This is a genomic window from Candidatus Latescibacter sp. (assembly GCA_030692375.1).
Lineage (GTDB): Bacteria > Latescibacterota > Latescibacteria > Latescibacterales > Latescibacteraceae > JAUYCD01.
Genome location: JAUYCD010000266.1, coordinates 1 through 16,341 on the forward strand (window position 1 = coordinate 1; position 16,341 = coordinate 16,341).

The window sequence follows — 16,341 nt, forward strand, 5'->3', positions numbered from 1 at the left end:
ATAGAACCCGACTGGTACTGCTATTCAACCTCCGGCAAATCGATCACCTATACCATTCCCGATGAACCCTGGAACTATTTCGAAATCACCGGCGCCGCCTTCGGAACCGCCATGCGGGTTTTTCCGGACACCGAACGTCAAAGAACCCAGGAGGAAAAACTGCTTACCCGTCCCCGGGGACAGGAGCGCACCTTCCATTTCTTCGATAAGACTTACCTGGGCGGGAAAGTACGATACGACAACGAGGTACGGGAAACTCCCCTGGCCGAGTTCATGGTGTATAATGTAATCCCCGGCTTTGAGCCGGAAGGAACCGTGAAACTCTCCTATTCTCTCACCGGGCAGGCAGAACCGTCCTACTATCCCTGTCTTACAGAGCTGCGAAACTATATCGACAAGCGCTTCCTTCCCGATGAACGGCAGATCATGGTTGCGCTCCCTGATAATGCTCCCCGGCGGCCTGTAAAATCGACCGTGACCAATCCTCTTCCCCTCGTTCATGTTCTCATTCCTTCCGGATTCCGGGATGAGGGGCCCCGTACGAATGCAGGCGCGTATGCAGGTTATCATTTTGAGCTGGAAAATATGTACGATTGCCTGGACGGTATCGCCATTGACCTTCCTGCCTTGCAGGTGAAACCGACTCACGGTGGATATTTCCCCCTGAATATCCAGTTCAAGGACCCCGTCTGGCCGAACCGGAACATGATCGATTTTTCCTTCTCGGTGAAACCGGGAGAGGCGAAAACCATCTGGCTGGACACCCGCGACCGTCTTTTCCCCAAAGGCCGCTGCCTCTATCTCACCATCGCCGGGGCTGGCGCAGATTTCGGGCCTGCGGTCCTGGAAGGAACAAGGCTGCGTCTGGTACTAAAGAAGCGCCAGGATGCAGCGGCGGAGCAGGAAATCGACCGTTTCACCCAGGTGCGGGATAATTTCGCCGCAAACATGAGCGAAACCGGCCCGCAGCGGAAGAAGCTGGATCAGTTCGAACGTTTCAGCCGGGACATGAATGATCTGTTCCGTGTAAATCCGAATCACCTGCCCGGAAGGTACTACTGGAGCTCGTACAACGGCGAACAGGGGTGGCCCCGGTTCGAGCAGCCGAAAGCTCCGGCGGGAGTGCCACTCTGGGCGTTCCGCCAGACCGAGATACTCAAACAGTGGCGCTATTTCCTCAACTGGTGGATCGATAACCGTCAGATCGAGAACGGCGAGTTCGGGGGCGGCCTCTCCGATGACGGCGATTTTGCCAACTGCATTCCCGCGCTTTCCCTCATGGGGGTTGATACGGATAAATTCACCGATTCCATGCACCGTCTGATGGATGCCTACTACAACAACGGGATGTTCACCAACGGCCTCAATACCATTGTAACCGACGCCCTCCATGTCTCGGAGGAGGGGACGAATGTCCAGTCAGAGCTTATGCTCCTCGAGTACGGCGACCCAAAAATAGTCGAGCGCATGATGGAAACCTCGGCCCGCTACCCGGATATCGCCAAGGTCAACCAGGCCGGGCACCGCCATTTCCCCGCGCGGTTCTATTCCTCGACCTTCCAGGCGACTGAGAATCCCTGGTGCTGGTCATCCCCGTATTCATACACAGTTCTCCATCCGGGCATGACCCTGGTGGAATTCAACGGGAATCCGGCCACGAAAAAGCTGATTCAGGAGGTTACCGACGGCTATCTGTCCCATGCGAAAAAAGACGGCGGACGGATGACCATCCCTCAGGAAATCAATTTCATCACCGACGAGGGAAGATTATTCTCCCCCGGCGCTGTCGGGGAGCTTTTCCAGGTGCTCTATCACTGGACCGGGGATGCAAAGTATCTCGAGCCTCAGGGCGGTCCAGGCGGCCGGAGAGTTCGCAGCACGGTGGACAGGCGCAGTCTCGAGGACTCCTACGCCGGCGCCATTCAATACAATGCCCAGCGCATGTACATGGCCACCGAAGGTTTCCCCTGGGATGACGGCCCCTATCTAACATACGGGAGCATTGTCCAGAACCGTCTCGGCGGGGCGCCGATCAATCGCGGAAACCAGTTCCCTCACCATTCGGTAAGCTGGAAGTTTGAAAAACCGGAAGGGGCGGAAAATGCGGCGATTCTCGTTCCCGAGCCTTCGCAGACTTCCCTGAAAATCATCGTGTTCAATATTTCGAACGACCCTGTCAATGCCTCCATGACCGGCTGGGATGTCGCGCCGGGAACCTGGGAGGTCACCGAAGGCGTCGACACTAACAGCGATGATGTCCCGGATGCCCAGATTGTCGCGCGCACGGTGAAATTCGAGCGGACGGAGGGGCTCTCGCTGACCTTTCCGCCCAGGAGAACATTCGTCGTGCAGATGGAGCTGAAGGAGAAGGGTACTCCCTACTGGGATCGGCCCGATCTCGGCATCGGGAAGGACAATGTGCACATCAGCGGCAACAAACTGACTGTCACCGTGCACAGCCTCGGTTCAGTTGATGCGCCTGCCAGCATAGCGGCTCTGGTCGATCCGTCCGGCGTTCAGATTTTGAAAGCTGCGGTTCCGGCGCTCAAAGCGCCGCTCGACCTGAAACCGAAGAAGAGCGAGGCGGTCTTTACCATTGCCAAAGGCATGCAGGTGAAAGGCTGCCGGGTTATTATCGATCCGGATGGAAAACTGAACGAGATCACCAAAGGCAACAATTCGGTGACTCTTCCGTAGCGCTACGAGCAAACTGTACGTTATTGCTTGACATTCCGGTCAAATTATGTCATCTTAAAGGTAAGGCTTTACACGTAATTTCGGCAAATACCTAAGGTCGTGCTAGATGGGGAGATAGCGGTGCCCTGTAACCCGCAAACCGCTACAGCGGGGTTGAATTCCCGAACGAGGCCTTAGATTCTCCTTAGTTGAACTTCAGGACAGGATGTTGAAAGCCAGGACCCGCGCAACGGAACGTTTCTGGACCCCGTCAGGATCGGAAGATAGCAGCGGCAGGAAATAGTCGCCGTGTGCCGCGGGGCATCTTGGCTGGAGTTCTGTCCTCCAGGGATCTTCGGGGAGTCGGGTCAAGAACGGGTGCACGGCCTGTATTTTTTGAGAATATGAAAGTGATCGAGGCGGCGTAATGATAGATGAAAAAACTTTGCATGAAGTCGTAGAACGCATTGTCGCGGCGGCGAAACCCAGCCGCGTGATACTGTTCGGCTCTTACGGGCGCGGTGACGCCGACCAAGATTCCGACATGGATATTATGGTTATCGAACGTCGCGTGGATAACCGGGGCGAGGAAATGATCCGCCTGCAAGAAGTGGCCGGTAACGTTGGCGTTGGGGTGGATGTACTGGTATATTCGGAAGTAGAGGTGGAGAAGCGTCGAGACTGGTGTACAAGCCCTGTTTATTGGGCGTTACGGGAAGGGAGGACGCTTTATGCCACCCCATAAACCCCAGCAAGCCACAGCTGAGGCGCGGTCTCTCTTGCGCACCGCCGAGCGGGATTTGAAAACCGTTGAAGTATTGTTACAACACCCTGACGCACCGATTTCCAGTATTTGCTTCCATGCTCAGCAATATCTTGAAAAAGTAATTAAGGCTGTGTTGGTCTCGAATGCCGTAATCTTCCGTCGCACACATAATTTGGAAAAGTTGGCAGATTTGCTCGCACAAAAAGACATCGAGCCGCCGCTTCACAAAGACCTATTGAAGAGACTGAACCCGTTTGCAGTTACTACCCGTTATGAAGATATAGAGATCGCACTGATTGACATCCAAACCGTAGCAGAAATGATTGAGAAAACCCGCGAGTGGATTATAGAGCAACTCTATGAGTAGCACGACGATTGACCGCCCTATAATAAACTCACCCTATGAAGAGCCGGAGCCTAGTGCTTCATGGATCCTGAGGATGATGGGTCAAGAACGGGTGCACGTCCTGATAAATAGGAACCTATATATTAATTGTTTTTTGTTTTTTTAAAATACCGTTTTTTAGCGGGTTCACCAACAGATAGAGAAAAATGTCCTATATCGTCACTGCAAGAAAATGGCGGCCGCAGTTTTTCCGCGAAGTTGTTTCCCAGAAACATGTTACCGAAACGTTGCAAAACGCTATAAAGAGCGGCAATATCGGTCATGCATATCTTTTCAGCGGCCCCAGGGGGGTGGGAAAAACGACCGTGGCGCGCATTTTCGCCAAAGCCCTCAACTGTGAAAAAGGACTGGCGGAAGAGCCCTGCAACGAATGTCCCACCTGCCTGAGCATCCAGTCCGGCGCTTCAATGGATATACTGGAAATGGACGGCGCATCCAATAATTCGGTGGATGACGCCCGCGAATTGATTTCCAATGTGAGTTACCACAGCCTAAGCCGTTACAAGATGTACATCATAGATGAAGTGCATATGCTCTCTAAAGAAGCGTTCAATGCTCTTCTGAAAACTCTCGAAGAACCACCTCCCGGTGTAATGTTCGTGTTTGCCACCACCGAGCCGCAAAAGATTCCGGCGACCATTCTGTCGCGGTGCCAGAGGTTTGATTTCCGCCGTCTCTCGGTTCAGGAGATTGCCGGAAAGCTGAAAAAAATTGCCGAAACGGACAGCATCACCGCAGATGAATCCGCCCTTATGCTGATTGCCCGCCGGGCTTCCGGCGCCATGCGCGACGGTGAAAGCATACTGGAACAGCTCAAGGCTTCCCGCGGAGCAAGCATCTCTGTGGCTGATGTGAACGAGATTCTCGGGCTGGCCGACCATGAGGTGTTCTTCGGCATGATCGACCGGTGCCATGAGCGGGATACCCGGGGCGTCCTCGAACTGTTTACCGTATACCATGAACAGGGCGGAGATTTGAAAGAATTTGTCGAAGGACTGCTTGGTCACCTGCGCGATCTCCTTTATGCCAAATTCAAGGGTGGAATAGACCAGATTCCCCTTTCCGATGATATGAAAGGGCGCATCCGGACCCAGTCCGGCTGGTTCGAGCAGGGCGATATAATCCGCATGATTACCATGGTGACCGATGTTGAATCTTCCCTGGGCTATGCAGCGGTCATGCCGGTGCTTCGCATCGAAGTAGCCCTTGCGCGGATGGCTGTGATGGAAACCACAGTGGAGCTTAAACGCCTGTTCGAGCTGCTCGGGGGCGAATCCGCTCTTACGGGAGCGCCGATTCCTCTCCCGCAGCCCGGCGATACTTCCGGAACATCAGCAAGAGCGATTGTTGCTTCCGGCAGTGCTCAAGAGGCCGCGGAAAAGAAGGCAGATGCCGATTTATTCGAGAAATCGGAGGAAAAGCCCGACTTTCCGAAAATAGCCCCGGATATCGACTCCATATCCTCCTCATGGAAATACATTACCGACCGGGTCAGCATCCAGAAACCGGCTATCGGGCCTGTGCTCGCTTTAGGTGTACCTGAGAGTTTTGAAAAAGGGAAACTTGCTGTACGGTTCAATGCCGGTCAGGAATTCCAGATGAAAACCTGTGCGGAATACTCCGCCGATATCGAAGAGATAATAGGCACGATTCTGGGGATGAAAGTTGCTGTGCATGTTTTCGTCCGCCGATCAGGTGCGGCGAAAAAAAAGAATAATGAAATCGACGATCTGATTTCGCGGGAACCGATTATCGGGGACATTCTCGAACGATTCGAAGGGGAAATCAGTGATTCATGGAGGGAATAAATGGGTAAAGGCTTCGGAGATATGGTCAAGCAGGCACAGAAGCTTCAGAAGCAGATGCTTGAGCTGCAGGAAGAATTGAGCAAAAAAACGGTGGAAGGTTCCGCCGGCGGGGGAATGGTCAAGGTGATCGCCAACGGCCGTCAGGAAATTGTCTCGATAAAGATCGATCCCGAAGTGGTCGATCCCCAGGACATCGAGCTTCTTGAAGACCTTATCGTTGCGGCCATCGCCAACGCCCGTGAGAATGCACAGGTAATGATGGAAGCCGAGATGGGGAAAATCATGCCCGGAGGCATCGGGGGCCTGGGAATTCCCGGATTGGGATAAATGGATCCTGAAACGAGTTCAGGATGACACGTGACATGCCGAACTTGTTGCCACTTCGCGGGAACGATGAAACCGTTTCGGCATCTATTACAAATAGAGGATGACGTCATGCCGAACTTGTTTCGGCATCTACTCCAAATTTATGATTTTTTGAGGTATTTCCCTCATGCAGGAAAAAGGGGTATTCGATACACTGGTGGATAAGCTGGCCGAACTGCCGGGCATCGGGAAAAAAACTGCGCAGAGGCTGGCGTTCCATATCATGAAAATGGACCGCGAGTCGGCGCTGCGGCTGGCACGAGCGGTGGAAGATGTAAAGAACAAGGTCACTTACTGCTCGATCTGTTTCAACCTGACCGAGATTGATCCCTGCGCCATCTGTACCGATCCGAAACGTGACCGGTCGGTCATCTGCGTGGTGGAAAATCCTTCGGATGTGAATGCCCTGGAGAAAGCGGGTATTTTCCGAGGAGTATACCACGTGCTCGGTGGGGCGCTTTCACCCCTGGATAATATCGGTCCGGACGATATACGAATCCGTGAACTGGCGGACAGGCTCGACGAAACGGTGACCGAGGTCATCATGGCGACCAATCCGACAGTGGAAGGAGAAGCGACAGCCGCCTTTATTGCAGGTCATCTTGCGAAATCAGGAGTGCGGGTCTCACGGATCGCACGGGGACTGCCGGTCGGCGGAGACCTGGAGCTGGCTGACAAGGTAACTCTGGCCCGCTCTCTGGAGGGACGGCTGGAGATTAAATAGAAACCTTCCGCTTATGTCATCTGGTAAGTATTTTTGAAAATATTGCGCTGTAATCACACTTTTAGATCCTGAAACGGTTTTATCGTTCCCGCGAAGCGGCAACGAGTTCAGGATGACACGTGTCATGCCGAACTTGTTTCGGCATCTATTCAGAATTATGCGTTACGGAAATGGGTCACTAAAAAATATAACGGATTGAGTTATTATGAGAAATGAAATACTGACTCTGGCCAATATGCTGACCACATTGCGTATAGCGCTTGTGCCTCTTTATCTCTGGCTTTTCTCCCACCGTACCTGGGATATGGCGATCCTGGCGCTCTTTGTGTTTATCATAGCGGCGATAACCGATCTCTACGACGGCCGTCTGGCGCGAAGCCGCAAGGAAGTCACGCGGTTCGGAAAGTTCATGGACCCTCTGGCCGACAAGTTTCTCGTGATTGGGGCGCTTGCCCAGTTCGCGTTCATGGAGCTGGTGAATTTCTGGCTGGTGGGAGTTATTGTGGTCCGTGATGTCTGGGTGACTGTAATGCGTATTATTGCCATCAAAGAAGGTAAAGAGCTGAAAACTTCCGAGAATGCCAAGCTGAAAACCACCATCCAACTGACCGTCATCATCACCATCATCGTATTGAGCGGGGCGCGGATAGTAATCCGGCATTTCGGATACACGGGACCGCTGACTGATTTCAATGCCTATAAGATTTTGTTTAACATTCTTCTTTCTGTAGCCGTTATATTCACACTTTATTCGTGGTTCAGATACTTGTTTCGTGGTCATCCGGTAAAAACATAGCAAAGGGGAAGCATTTGTTTTCTGAACGTTGCTTTTAAACCATGAAAATAGTCAAAAAATCGGTTACCGCGAAAGAAGCAACGGCCGGAGACGGGTTTACCGGTTTCCTTGCCCGGGGGATAGCGAGCGGTCTTTATGTAGGCTATCTTCCGGCGGCGCAGGGAACTGCCGGATCCCTCTGGGGGCCGGCGCTGTGCCTGCTTCTTCCGAAAAACTGCTTTCCCGCGCTATGGTTCACCCTGCCGCCTCTTTTTCTTGTCGGGGTCTGGTCGGCGGGACGGGCGGAAAAGTACTGGGGACATGATCCGGGCCGGGTGGTTATTGATGAAGTTGTCGGCATGATGGCGGCTCTGGCCTGGGCGCCGATTAATTTGTATACTGTTGGGGCGGGTTTTTTCCTGTTCAGGGTTTTCGATATCCTGAAACCTCCGCCGGTCCGGTGGTCTGAAAGATTGCCGGGAGGATGGGGAGTGATGGCGGATGATCTGATTGCCGGAGTGTATGCGAATATTCTGGTTCGATTATTTATATATTTTTTCCCGGGGATTCTGTGACGCCGGACATTGAGATACTGATTGTTGGAAACGAGATTCTTTCCGGACGAACGATCGATAAAAACTCGATCTATCTGGTGAACAGCCTGGCCGGGAAAGGATTTCCGGTCCGATTCATCAGTGTGGCCGGGGATGTGATGAATGACCTCGTCGCGGCGCTGCACGTTGCGCACGGACGGGCAGATGTTGTACTGGTGACCGGCGGTCTGGGGCCGACTTCCGATGATATCACTGTTGAGGCGGCTGCCGGGGCATTCGGGAGAAAACTGGTATTCGATGAAGGCGTCTTTAGAGATATCGAGGAATTATTCCGGCGCCGAAGACGGTTTATGAGCGATTCGAACCGTAAACAGGCATATATCCCGGAAGGAGCGGCCCCTATCCGTAACCCGGTGGGCACCGCTCCGGGAATCCGCCTGGAATCGGGGGGAAAGCTGGTCTATCTCATGCCGGGGGTGCCGTCGGAGATGCGGACAATGTTCGAAACCGCGATTCTGCCGGAAATAACCGCCTCCTTTGAATCGGCTTACATCGAAACCGCCATTGTGCAGGTAACAGGCATCAGCGAGTCGGAGCTTTTCGACAAAGTAAAGCACCTGCCCGGCGCAAAGGATTACCTGGCTTTTTACCCCGGCCCGGAGGGAATAACGGTCAGCATTCGCACTCCCGTCGGCGCTCCGCTCGGCGCTCTCGCTCTTCAGGCCGGAATTACGGAGATTCTCGGGGATGTAGTATTTTCGACAGCCGGCGAGCTTCTCGAACAGGTGGTGGGGAAGCTGCTTGTCGAAAGAAAGCTGACCCTGGGAATCGCCGAATCCTGCACCGGAGGGCTGATCGCCCATAGAATCACCAATATTCCCGGGTCTTCGGACTATTTTCTCTGCGGTGTGGTTACCTATTCAAACGAATCGAAACAGGGAGTTTTGGGAATTAATGAACACCTTATTCGCTCCTATGGCGCAGTCTCGGCGGAAACGGCGGGAGCGATGGCGGAAGGAATCCGGAGAATGAGTGGCGCCGATATCGGTATCTCAACCACCGGGATAGCCGGTCCGGGCGGCGGAAGCATGGAAAAACCTGTCGGGTTGATGTTCGCCGGATATTCCACAGCCCGTGGAACGGAGACACAGAAGCTGCAGTTTGTCGAGGATAGGGTCATTAACAAGAGCAGGATGTCGCAGGCTGTTCTGGACATCCTCAGGTTACATGTAAAAAGAGATTATTGAATTATGAGGACATTCATAGCGGTAGAAATACCGAAAGAAATTCGGCAGGCAGTCGGAGAGTATATCAATTCAATTAAAGATTGCATGAAGGACGTCAAATGGGTAGAGCCGCAAAATCTCCATTTCACCATTAAATTTCTCGGGGAATTGAAGAATTCCGATATCAGGAATATCAAAGAATGTGTGGAAAATGTGGCAAACGAATTCAGCCCGTTCGCCCTGGGGCTTTCAGATACCGGATTCTTCCCCTCCGAATATAAGCCGAAAGTGGTCTGGATCGGCGTCGACAGCGGAAAGGATACCCTGCTCGACCTTTACCAGGACATGGAACGTTGTTTCGAACAGTACGGCTTTGACCGTGAGGCCAAAACTTTCTCGCCCCACCTGACCATCGGGCGGGTGAAAAAATTTATGAAGGTGACAGTACCGGACAACCTGCCTGATTTTGAATCGGTCATGTTCACTGTGTCCCGCCTGGCGGTAATGAAAAGTACTCTTACTCCGGAAGGGCCGATCTATGAAAAAATATCTGAATCGGAGTTTAAGAATAGTCAGGCGATTTAAAAGATGATCTGGCAAAAAGGAAATATTACCTCCCTACTCAGCTTTATAAACCTCACCCCCTATCCCCCTCTCCTAGTCAGGAGAGGGGGTAACTCACGGCGAGCCAGGTCTTTACCCTCTTCTGACTAGGAGAGGGTGGCCAAAGGCCGGGTGAGGTTTCGAAAGAAATGAAAACTTTGTAACAATTTTTTACCGGATTATCATACCTTAAGCAGTATGTGAAGAAACCTTTTGAAAATTCAGTTTATCAAAATTCCTGAAAACCGTTCGGGAGTTCTTCAGTATAGAATGAAAGGAGACCATCATGCCTAAAACGGATGGTGAGGTCAACAACAAAACAAAATCGCTCGAATTGGCCATCGGTCAGATCGAGAAACAGTTCGGGCGCGGCTCGATCATGAAACTGGGCGATGATTCGATGAAAGTTGAAGCCGAGATCATTCCCACCGGCTCGATCGCGTTGGATTACGCTCTGGGGATTGGCGGAGTGCCGCGCGGAAGGGTCATCGAGCTCTTCGGGCCGGAATCCTCCGGCAAGACCACCCTGGCTCTCAGTGTCGTTGCCCAGGCGCACAAAAACGGTGGGTATGCGGCATACATCGATGCCGAACATGCCCTCGATGCCGGGTATGCCCGGACTATGGGAGTGGATGTTGACAATCTGCTCATCAGCCAGCCCGACTGCGGCGAGGATGCCCTGGAAATAGCCGATACTTTGATAAGGTCCGGCGCGATAGATGTCATCGTGATCGATTCGGTGGCCGCTCTGGTTCCACGGGCTGAGTTGGAAGGAGACATGGGAGATACACATATGGGACTCCAGGCTCGCCTCATGAGCCAGGCGCTCCGGAAACTCACTGGCCATATCGCCAGATCACGTACCTGTGTGATTTTCATCAACCAGATTCGCCACAAGATAGGGATCATGTTCGGCAACCCAGAAACCACTTCCGGGGGGAATGCTCTTAAGTTTTATTCTTCCATGCGGCTGGAAATCCGTCGTGTGGCGACTCTCAAGGACCGCGAGGAAGTCACCGGCATGCGCGCCAAGGTGAAAGTAGTGAAAAACAAGCTGGCCGCCCCGTTCAAATCCGCAGAATTCGATATCATGTTCGATGGCTCCGGTATCAGCGCCGAAGGCGACGCCATTGACCTTGGTTCTGACCTGGGAATTATTGAAAAATCCGGAACCTGGTTCTCCTATGAGGGAAACCGCCTCGGCCAGGGAAGAGAGAACGCCCGGGTTTTTCTGCGTGAACACCCCGATATCCGTGAACGGATAATCGCCCGGATCAGGGAGAAGCTCGAAGTGCCGCTGCGGGTCAAGGTTGAACCGGTCGAAGAATAACACTGAAACCCCCTGCCCTGAAAGATGGGAGCCGATGCATGACTTCAAATGAGATTCGGGAGCGTTTTCTCAGCTTTTTTGAACGAAAAGGACATACCAGAGTATCCAGCTCGCCGGTCATTCCCTGGGGCGACCCGACTCTCATGTTTACCAATGCCGGGATGAACCAGTTCAAGGATGTATTCCTCGGCCGTGAAAAACGTGATTACGTCCGCGCCGCCACCTGCCAGCGCTGCATACGTGCCGGCGGCAAGCATAACGACCTGGACGAGGTTGGCAGAACAACCCGTCACGGCACATTTCTCGAAATGCTGGGGAATTTTTCCTTCGGGGATTATTTCAAGGAAGGGGCCCTCGGATTCGCCTGGGAATTCATGACCGGGGAGATGAAGCTCGATCCCGATGATCTGTATGTCAGTATCTATTCCACCGATGACGAGGCATATGCCATCTGGCACAAAACCATCGGTGTTCCGGACAAGCGAATTCTCCGGTTCGGGAATATCGAGAAGGGGGACGAAGAGAATTTCTGGAGCATGGGGCCGACCGGTCCCTGCGGTCCCTGTTCCGAGATTTACATAGACAGGGGCAGTCAGTACGGCCCCGACGATCCCTATGAATCGCTGGCGATCAACGCTCCGCGTTTTCTCGAGCTCTGGAACCTGGTATTCATGCAGCACAACCGGGACGAAACCGGGGAGATGAATCCGCTCCCCAAGCCTTCCATAGATACCGGTCTCGGGTTGGAGCGCATGGCCATGATCAAGCAGAAGCGGGAGAATATATTCGAAACCGACATACTCGGCAGGCTGGTGAACCGGGTGGAGGAATTCACCGGAAAGACGTACGATGAGAAAACCGGCATGCCTTTCCGGGTCGCCGCCGACCATGTTCGCACGCTTACTTTCGCCATAGCCGACGGCGCCTTGCCTTCCAACGAGGGGAGAGGCTATGTTCTCCGGCGTATATTACGGAGGGGGTCGCGTTATCTGCGGGAGCTTGGCGTCCATGAGCCGCTTCTTTACCGGCTGGTGAGCGATGTGGTGGATCAGATGAGCGGCGCTTACCCGGAAATCAGCGACCATGCAGAATACATTTCCCTGGTTATAAAAGGCGAGGAGGAACGTTTCCTCAAAACCCTCGATCAGGGAATCGATCTCTTTGACCGTCTGGTGAAAGAGGTCGCTGCCAACGGCGAACTGGTCATCGGCGGCGATGACGCATTCCGGCTCTATGATACCTATGGATTCCCGGTGGATCTTACCCGTATCATGGCCGAAGAAAAGAACATGACAGTGGATATGACGGGTTTTGAAAAAGCCATGGAAGCTCAGCGAATCCGCGCCCGCGAGGCGTCATCGTTTGCCGCTGTCCGCGAGGAAGGCGGCCCCTGGACGGAAACCGGAAATCTTGATACGGATAGCAGTCTGTTTGTCGGATACGAGTTGGATGCCGCTCTGGCAGTTCTCGTCCGTTACCGTGAGGAGGAAGGCCGGTTCGAGCTGGTTTTCGACCGCACCCCGTTCTATGCCCTGTCAGGCGGCCAGGCGAGCGATACCGGTGCGATCACTCCCTATGATGATTCGTTCACGCTTGTGGTGAAGGATGTCCGTGATTATTCGGGAGTCGGGCGGGTTCATCTATGTGAGACCGGAAGGGGGGCTGTTTCCCTGGAAAAACTTGCCGCCCATCCCGCCAGGCTGGCAATCGACGCCGACAAACGCCGCAGCACCGAGCGCAACCATTCGGCAACCCACCTTCTTCAGTCCGGGCTGCGACGGGTGCTCGGTTCTCATGTCCGACAGTCCGGTTCGGCGGTGGATTCCGAGAGGCTGCGTTTCGATTTCAATCACTTCTCCGCGGTGTCACCCGAAGAGATCGAGGCGGTGGAGGAGTTTGTGAACCGTTCGATTATGGAGGATTACCCGGTCGCCGTGATTCAGACCACACTGGATGAGGCCCGCTCCTTCGGCGCCATGAGCCTCTTCGAGGAGAAGTACGGCGATGTGGTGCGTCTCCTCAAAATGGATGAAATATCCCTTGAGCTGTGCGGGGGAACCCATGTGACCAGAACCGGCCGTATCGGTCCCTTCCGCATCGTTTCCGAATCATCGGTTGCGGCTGGAATACGGCGCATAGAAGCCGTCACCGGCACGCGGACCTGGCAGCTCATTCACAGGGAACATGTCCTTGCCCGCGATCTCTCAAGGATGCTCAATGCTTCGCCAGATGAAGTCGGCGAAAGGGTGGAGGCTCTATCTATCAAAGTCCGGGAATTGGAAAAACAGGTGAAACGAATTAAATCCGGCGGCGGTTTCGGCGGCGGCCCCGATATTCTTTCCGGCGCGGTCGAGGTCAAAGGGATAAAAGTAGCCGCGGGCAAAGTGGAAGCGGATGATGTGGAAGAGCTCAAAACCATGGCCGACACGGTTCGGGAAAAAATCGGCAGCGGAGTGGGAATCCTCGGAGCGGAAATCGGCGGGAAAGTCTCAGTTGTGGTTGTGGTTACCGATGATATCATCAGGAGCCGAGGACTGAAAGCCGGCGACATCGTCCGCAGGGTGGCAGAAAAGGTGGGAGGGTCCGGCGGCGGCAGACCGCATATGGCCATGGCCGGCGTGAAAGACCCGGAAAAGCTCGCCGAGGCGCTTGCCTCCGCCCCTTCAATAGTTGGTGAACTGGCAAAGGAATGAGTCATGCCGTTCGATAAGACCCTGTCGGTCTACCAGTACCTGATGGACATCAGAAAAAAACACGGCGCCGGTTTTCTGGTATTGATCGATCCGGACCGCTCTGCTCCCCTTGTGGTGACCGAACAGGCAAAACAGTGCCGCGACGCCGGTGTGGATGCTATTCTCATCGGGGCCAGCATCATGATGGACGGGGGATTCGAGGAAGCGGTCGAATCGGTGAAATCGGCTGTCGATATACCGGTTATTATTTTCCCCGGCGAGAAATCTCAGGTTACTTCCAAGGCAGACGCCATTCTCTTTCTCTCTCTCCTTTCCGGCCGCAACCCGGAATTCATCATCGGCGAGCAGGTGCGCAGCGCGCCTCTCATCAAAAGCTTCCGCCTCGAAGCCATATCTACCGCCTATCTCCTCGTAGAGTCGGGAAAAACCACCTCGGTTGAGTTCATGTCCAATACCAAGCCGCTTCCTCCCGATAAACCGGAGATTGCACTCGCCCACGCCATGGCTGCTGAAATCTTCGGCATGAAACTCATCTATCTTGAAGCGGGAAGCGGCGCCGTTCGTCCGGTTCCCGACGAGATGATCAGGGTCGTTTCATCAGGGGTCAATATTCCGGTGATGGTGGGAGGCGGAATCAGAACCCCGGAGACAGTGGCGGCCAAAGTGGCTTCCGGGGCTTCGTTCGTGGTGATCGGCAACCATCTTGAACACAGCATGGAAATGGGAAGCCTTAAAGCTCTGGTGAATGCGGCTCACAGGAAATAGATGCCGAAACGGTTGCTAAATGATGCGCTGCGCTTGCATCGTTCCCGCGAAGCGGCAACAAGTTCGGCATGACACGTGTCATCCTGAACTCGTTTCAGGATCTAATTGCGCAACAACATCATTGTATACGGTTATGTCGTTAAGTAAGCTAAGGTGATCATCCGAAAGGTTAATCCCCCCTACCCCCCTTGTTAATCTCTTATGAGTTAAATTCTGTGTTTGAAGCACAGAATTTGGAGATTTAAGAAGGCAATAGATTGAACGACAACATATTATGTTGTATCATAAATATCACCAAATATTTTGGTTCTGGCTCCGCCAGGTTGGGGGGGACATATTTGCAGGGGCATATTTAATCCCCTTTATCTGAAAATAAAACAGTAAAAAAGCACAAAAGTATACAATGCCAGTTATTCACAAGAAGATGAATTGGCCAATAACAAACAAATAATGATTGATTTACTTCATGAATAATCCTTTGGATAAGAGGTGGAAGCTATTTTTTGATGTATGACATAGTATGTGTCAGCAAGGGTAAGAAGTTTTATCTCCGTGGTCACCAGAAGGCGCCGACAATTTGTTGTGCCAAGCTGACGGGTCATGTTAATAAACGCGCTCAAGGCTTCAGTTGGGGAACGACCTTTTTTTCTATGTCACACTTCAAATTGAGTAAATCACAATGGTCATTATACGGTAATAGGAACCAAATTGAATCCGAGAGATTCGGCTTGTTTTTGTAATCGATGAAGTTTTGATATTTTTGTTTTTTTATCCAAGTAGTCCATTCCCAATTCTTTGTAGCGGACGCCATCTTTAATAATATGAAAGATAGCGTTCATAATTCGGTGAGCTATTGCGACAATCGCTTTTTTATATCCTCGTCTTGCATTGAGACGGTGGAATTTCTCTTTATAATACGTGTTTTTTGTTCGAGAGGCGGACTGTGCAACTTCCGTCATGATTGGTTTCAAATGATTTTTCCAGGTGTGATTTTTGCTACTTTTCCGTTTATTGGCGCTTTCATTGTTGCCGGGACAGAGACCACACCATGAAGCAAGCGCCGCTTCGCTTGGAAATGCATCAAGGGTAGTTCCTATTTCGGCGATGATGTCTCGAGCGGATATGTCTGCGATTCCCGGTACTTCTTTTAAACGTTCAAGAAGTTCTTTATGTTTGGCCATAAGACTGTCGATTCGTTGATCGAGTGATGCAATCGTGTCTTCAAGTGATGAAATAGTGGATAAGAGCATCTGCAACATGAAACGGTGATCCTCAGTAAAAAAGCCCTTGATCGATCGATACAATTCATACAGAGTCTAGTTTGATGTTTGCAGATTCAAACAGCTTTTGCACACGCTTTTTGTAACTAGCCCTACAACGACATTTATAGATATTCATTGATTTTTTTCTTTCTATGAGATAAATATGCGCGATGATTTTTTATTTGCACCCAACGTACTAACTCAATTACTTCCTCAGTTTTGAATACTTTCAATGGTAATACAACTTTAAGCAACATCCTAAGCTGCAATAAAGTAATAGATGGTGCTTTTTTCCCCAAGTCTGATCTTAAGATGCCAGAGGAAGAAGTGTGCCAACCTACAATTTATCATGTGATGTTTCCAACCTGGCAACTTTCTTTCCTCATA

The 16,341-nt window shown here is 52.3% G+C and carries 14 protein-coding genes and 1 other RNA gene; 14 read left to right on the top strand and 1 reads right to left on the bottom strand.

Annotated elements, in window-relative coordinates; genetic code table 11:
• The 14 genes from Q8O92_16260 to Q8O92_16325 form a co-directional block, all read left to right on the top strand.
• Positions 1-2,697 (top strand): hypothetical protein (locus Q8O92_16260; GenBank protein ID MDP2984874.1); only part of this gene is annotated, 2,697 nt, incomplete at its 5' end.
• A gap of 97 nt (positions 2,698-2,794) precedes the next feature.
• Positions 2,795-3,062: signal recognition particle sRNA large type (gene ffs / locus Q8O92_16265), an RNA gene on the top strand.
• Between the two features lie 41 nt (positions 3,063-3,103).
• The gene (locus tag Q8O92_16270) at positions 3,104-3,421 is read left to right on the top strand and encodes a nucleotidyltransferase domain-containing protein (protein ID MDP2984875.1); all 318 of its coding nucleotides are present in this window, start codon (positions 3,104-3,106) and stop codon (positions 3,419-3,421) included.
• Positions 3,408-3,809 (top strand): HEPN domain-containing protein, encoded by a 402-nt coding sequence (locus Q8O92_16275; protein ID MDP2984876.1) that lies wholly within the window; start codon positions 3,408-3,410, stop codon positions 3,807-3,809. Before Q8O92_16270 ends, Q8O92_16275 begins: the two co-directional genes overlap by 14 nt.
• Before the next feature lie 185 nt (positions 3,810-3,994).
• Positions 3,995-5,656: a DNA polymerase III subunit gamma/tau gene (dnaX, locus tag Q8O92_16280; GenBank protein MDP2984877.1), complete on the top strand. Its 1,662-nt coding sequence runs from the start codon at positions 3,995-3,997 to the stop codon at positions 5,654-5,656.
• Complete coding sequence (locus Q8O92_16285; protein ID MDP2984878.1) at positions 5,657-5,983, top strand: YbaB/EbfC family nucleoid-associated protein; 327 nt, start codon at positions 5,657-5,659, stop codon at positions 5,981-5,983. It begins immediately after the preceding gene.
• A 166-nt stretch (positions 5,984-6,149) separates the two neighbouring features.
• Positions 6,150-6,746: a recombination mediator RecR gene (gene recR, locus Q8O92_16290; protein ID MDP2984879.1), complete on the top strand. Its 597-nt coding sequence runs from the start codon at positions 6,150-6,152 to the stop codon at positions 6,744-6,746.
• Between the two features lie 205 nt (positions 6,747-6,951).
• Positions 6,952-7,542, top strand: a complete 591-nt coding sequence (pgsA, locus tag Q8O92_16295; protein ID MDP2984880.1) for a CDP-diacylglycerol--glycerol-3-phosphate 3-phosphatidyltransferase — start codon at positions 6,952-6,954, stop codon at positions 7,540-7,542.
• A 41-nt stretch (positions 7,543-7,583) separates the two neighbouring features.
• Positions 7,584-8,096 (top strand): phosphatidylglycerophosphatase A, encoded by a 513-nt coding sequence (locus Q8O92_16300; GenBank protein ID MDP2984881.1) that lies wholly within the window; start codon positions 7,584-7,586, stop codon positions 8,094-8,096.
• Positions 8,093-9,322: a competence/damage-inducible protein A gene (locus Q8O92_16305; protein MDP2984882.1), complete on the top strand. Its 1,230-nt coding sequence runs from the start codon at positions 8,093-8,095 to the stop codon at positions 9,320-9,322. The genes Q8O92_16300 and Q8O92_16305 overlap by 4 nt, the downstream gene beginning before the upstream one ends.
• A 3-nt stretch (positions 9,323-9,325) precedes the next feature.
• Positions 9,326-9,886: an RNA 2',3'-cyclic phosphodiesterase gene (gene thpR, locus Q8O92_16310; protein MDP2984883.1), complete on the top strand. Its 561-nt coding sequence runs from the start codon at positions 9,326-9,328 to the stop codon at positions 9,884-9,886.
• Between the two features lie 304 nt (positions 9,887-10,190).
• The gene (gene recA / locus Q8O92_16315; protein MDP2984884.1) at positions 10,191-11,234 is read left to right on the top strand and encodes a recombinase RecA; all 1,044 of its coding nucleotides are present in this window, start codon (positions 10,191-10,193) and stop codon (positions 11,232-11,234) included.
• A 38-nt stretch (positions 11,235-11,272) separates the two neighbouring features.
• Positions 11,273-13,927 carry an alanine--tRNA ligase gene (gene alaS, locus Q8O92_16320; GenBank protein ID MDP2984885.1) on the top strand — a complete coding sequence of 885 codons (2,655 nt, stop codon included), beginning with the start codon at positions 11,273-11,275 and terminating at the stop codon, positions 13,925-13,927.
• A 3-nt stretch (positions 13,928-13,930) separates the two neighbouring features.
• The gene (locus Q8O92_16325) at positions 13,931-14,692 is read left to right on the top strand and encodes a geranylgeranylglyceryl/heptaprenylglyceryl phosphate synthase (protein ID MDP2984886.1); all 762 of its coding nucleotides are present in this window, start codon (positions 13,931-13,933) and stop codon (positions 14,690-14,692) included.
• 686 nt (positions 14,693-15,378) lie between these two features.
• Here the strand turns inward: Q8O92_16325 and Q8O92_16330 are convergent.
• Positions 15,379-15,951 (bottom strand): transposase, encoded by a 573-nt coding sequence (locus Q8O92_16330; protein MDP2984887.1) that lies wholly within the window; start codon positions 15,949-15,951, stop codon positions 15,379-15,381.
• Positions 15,952-16,341 lie beyond the last annotated feature (390 nt).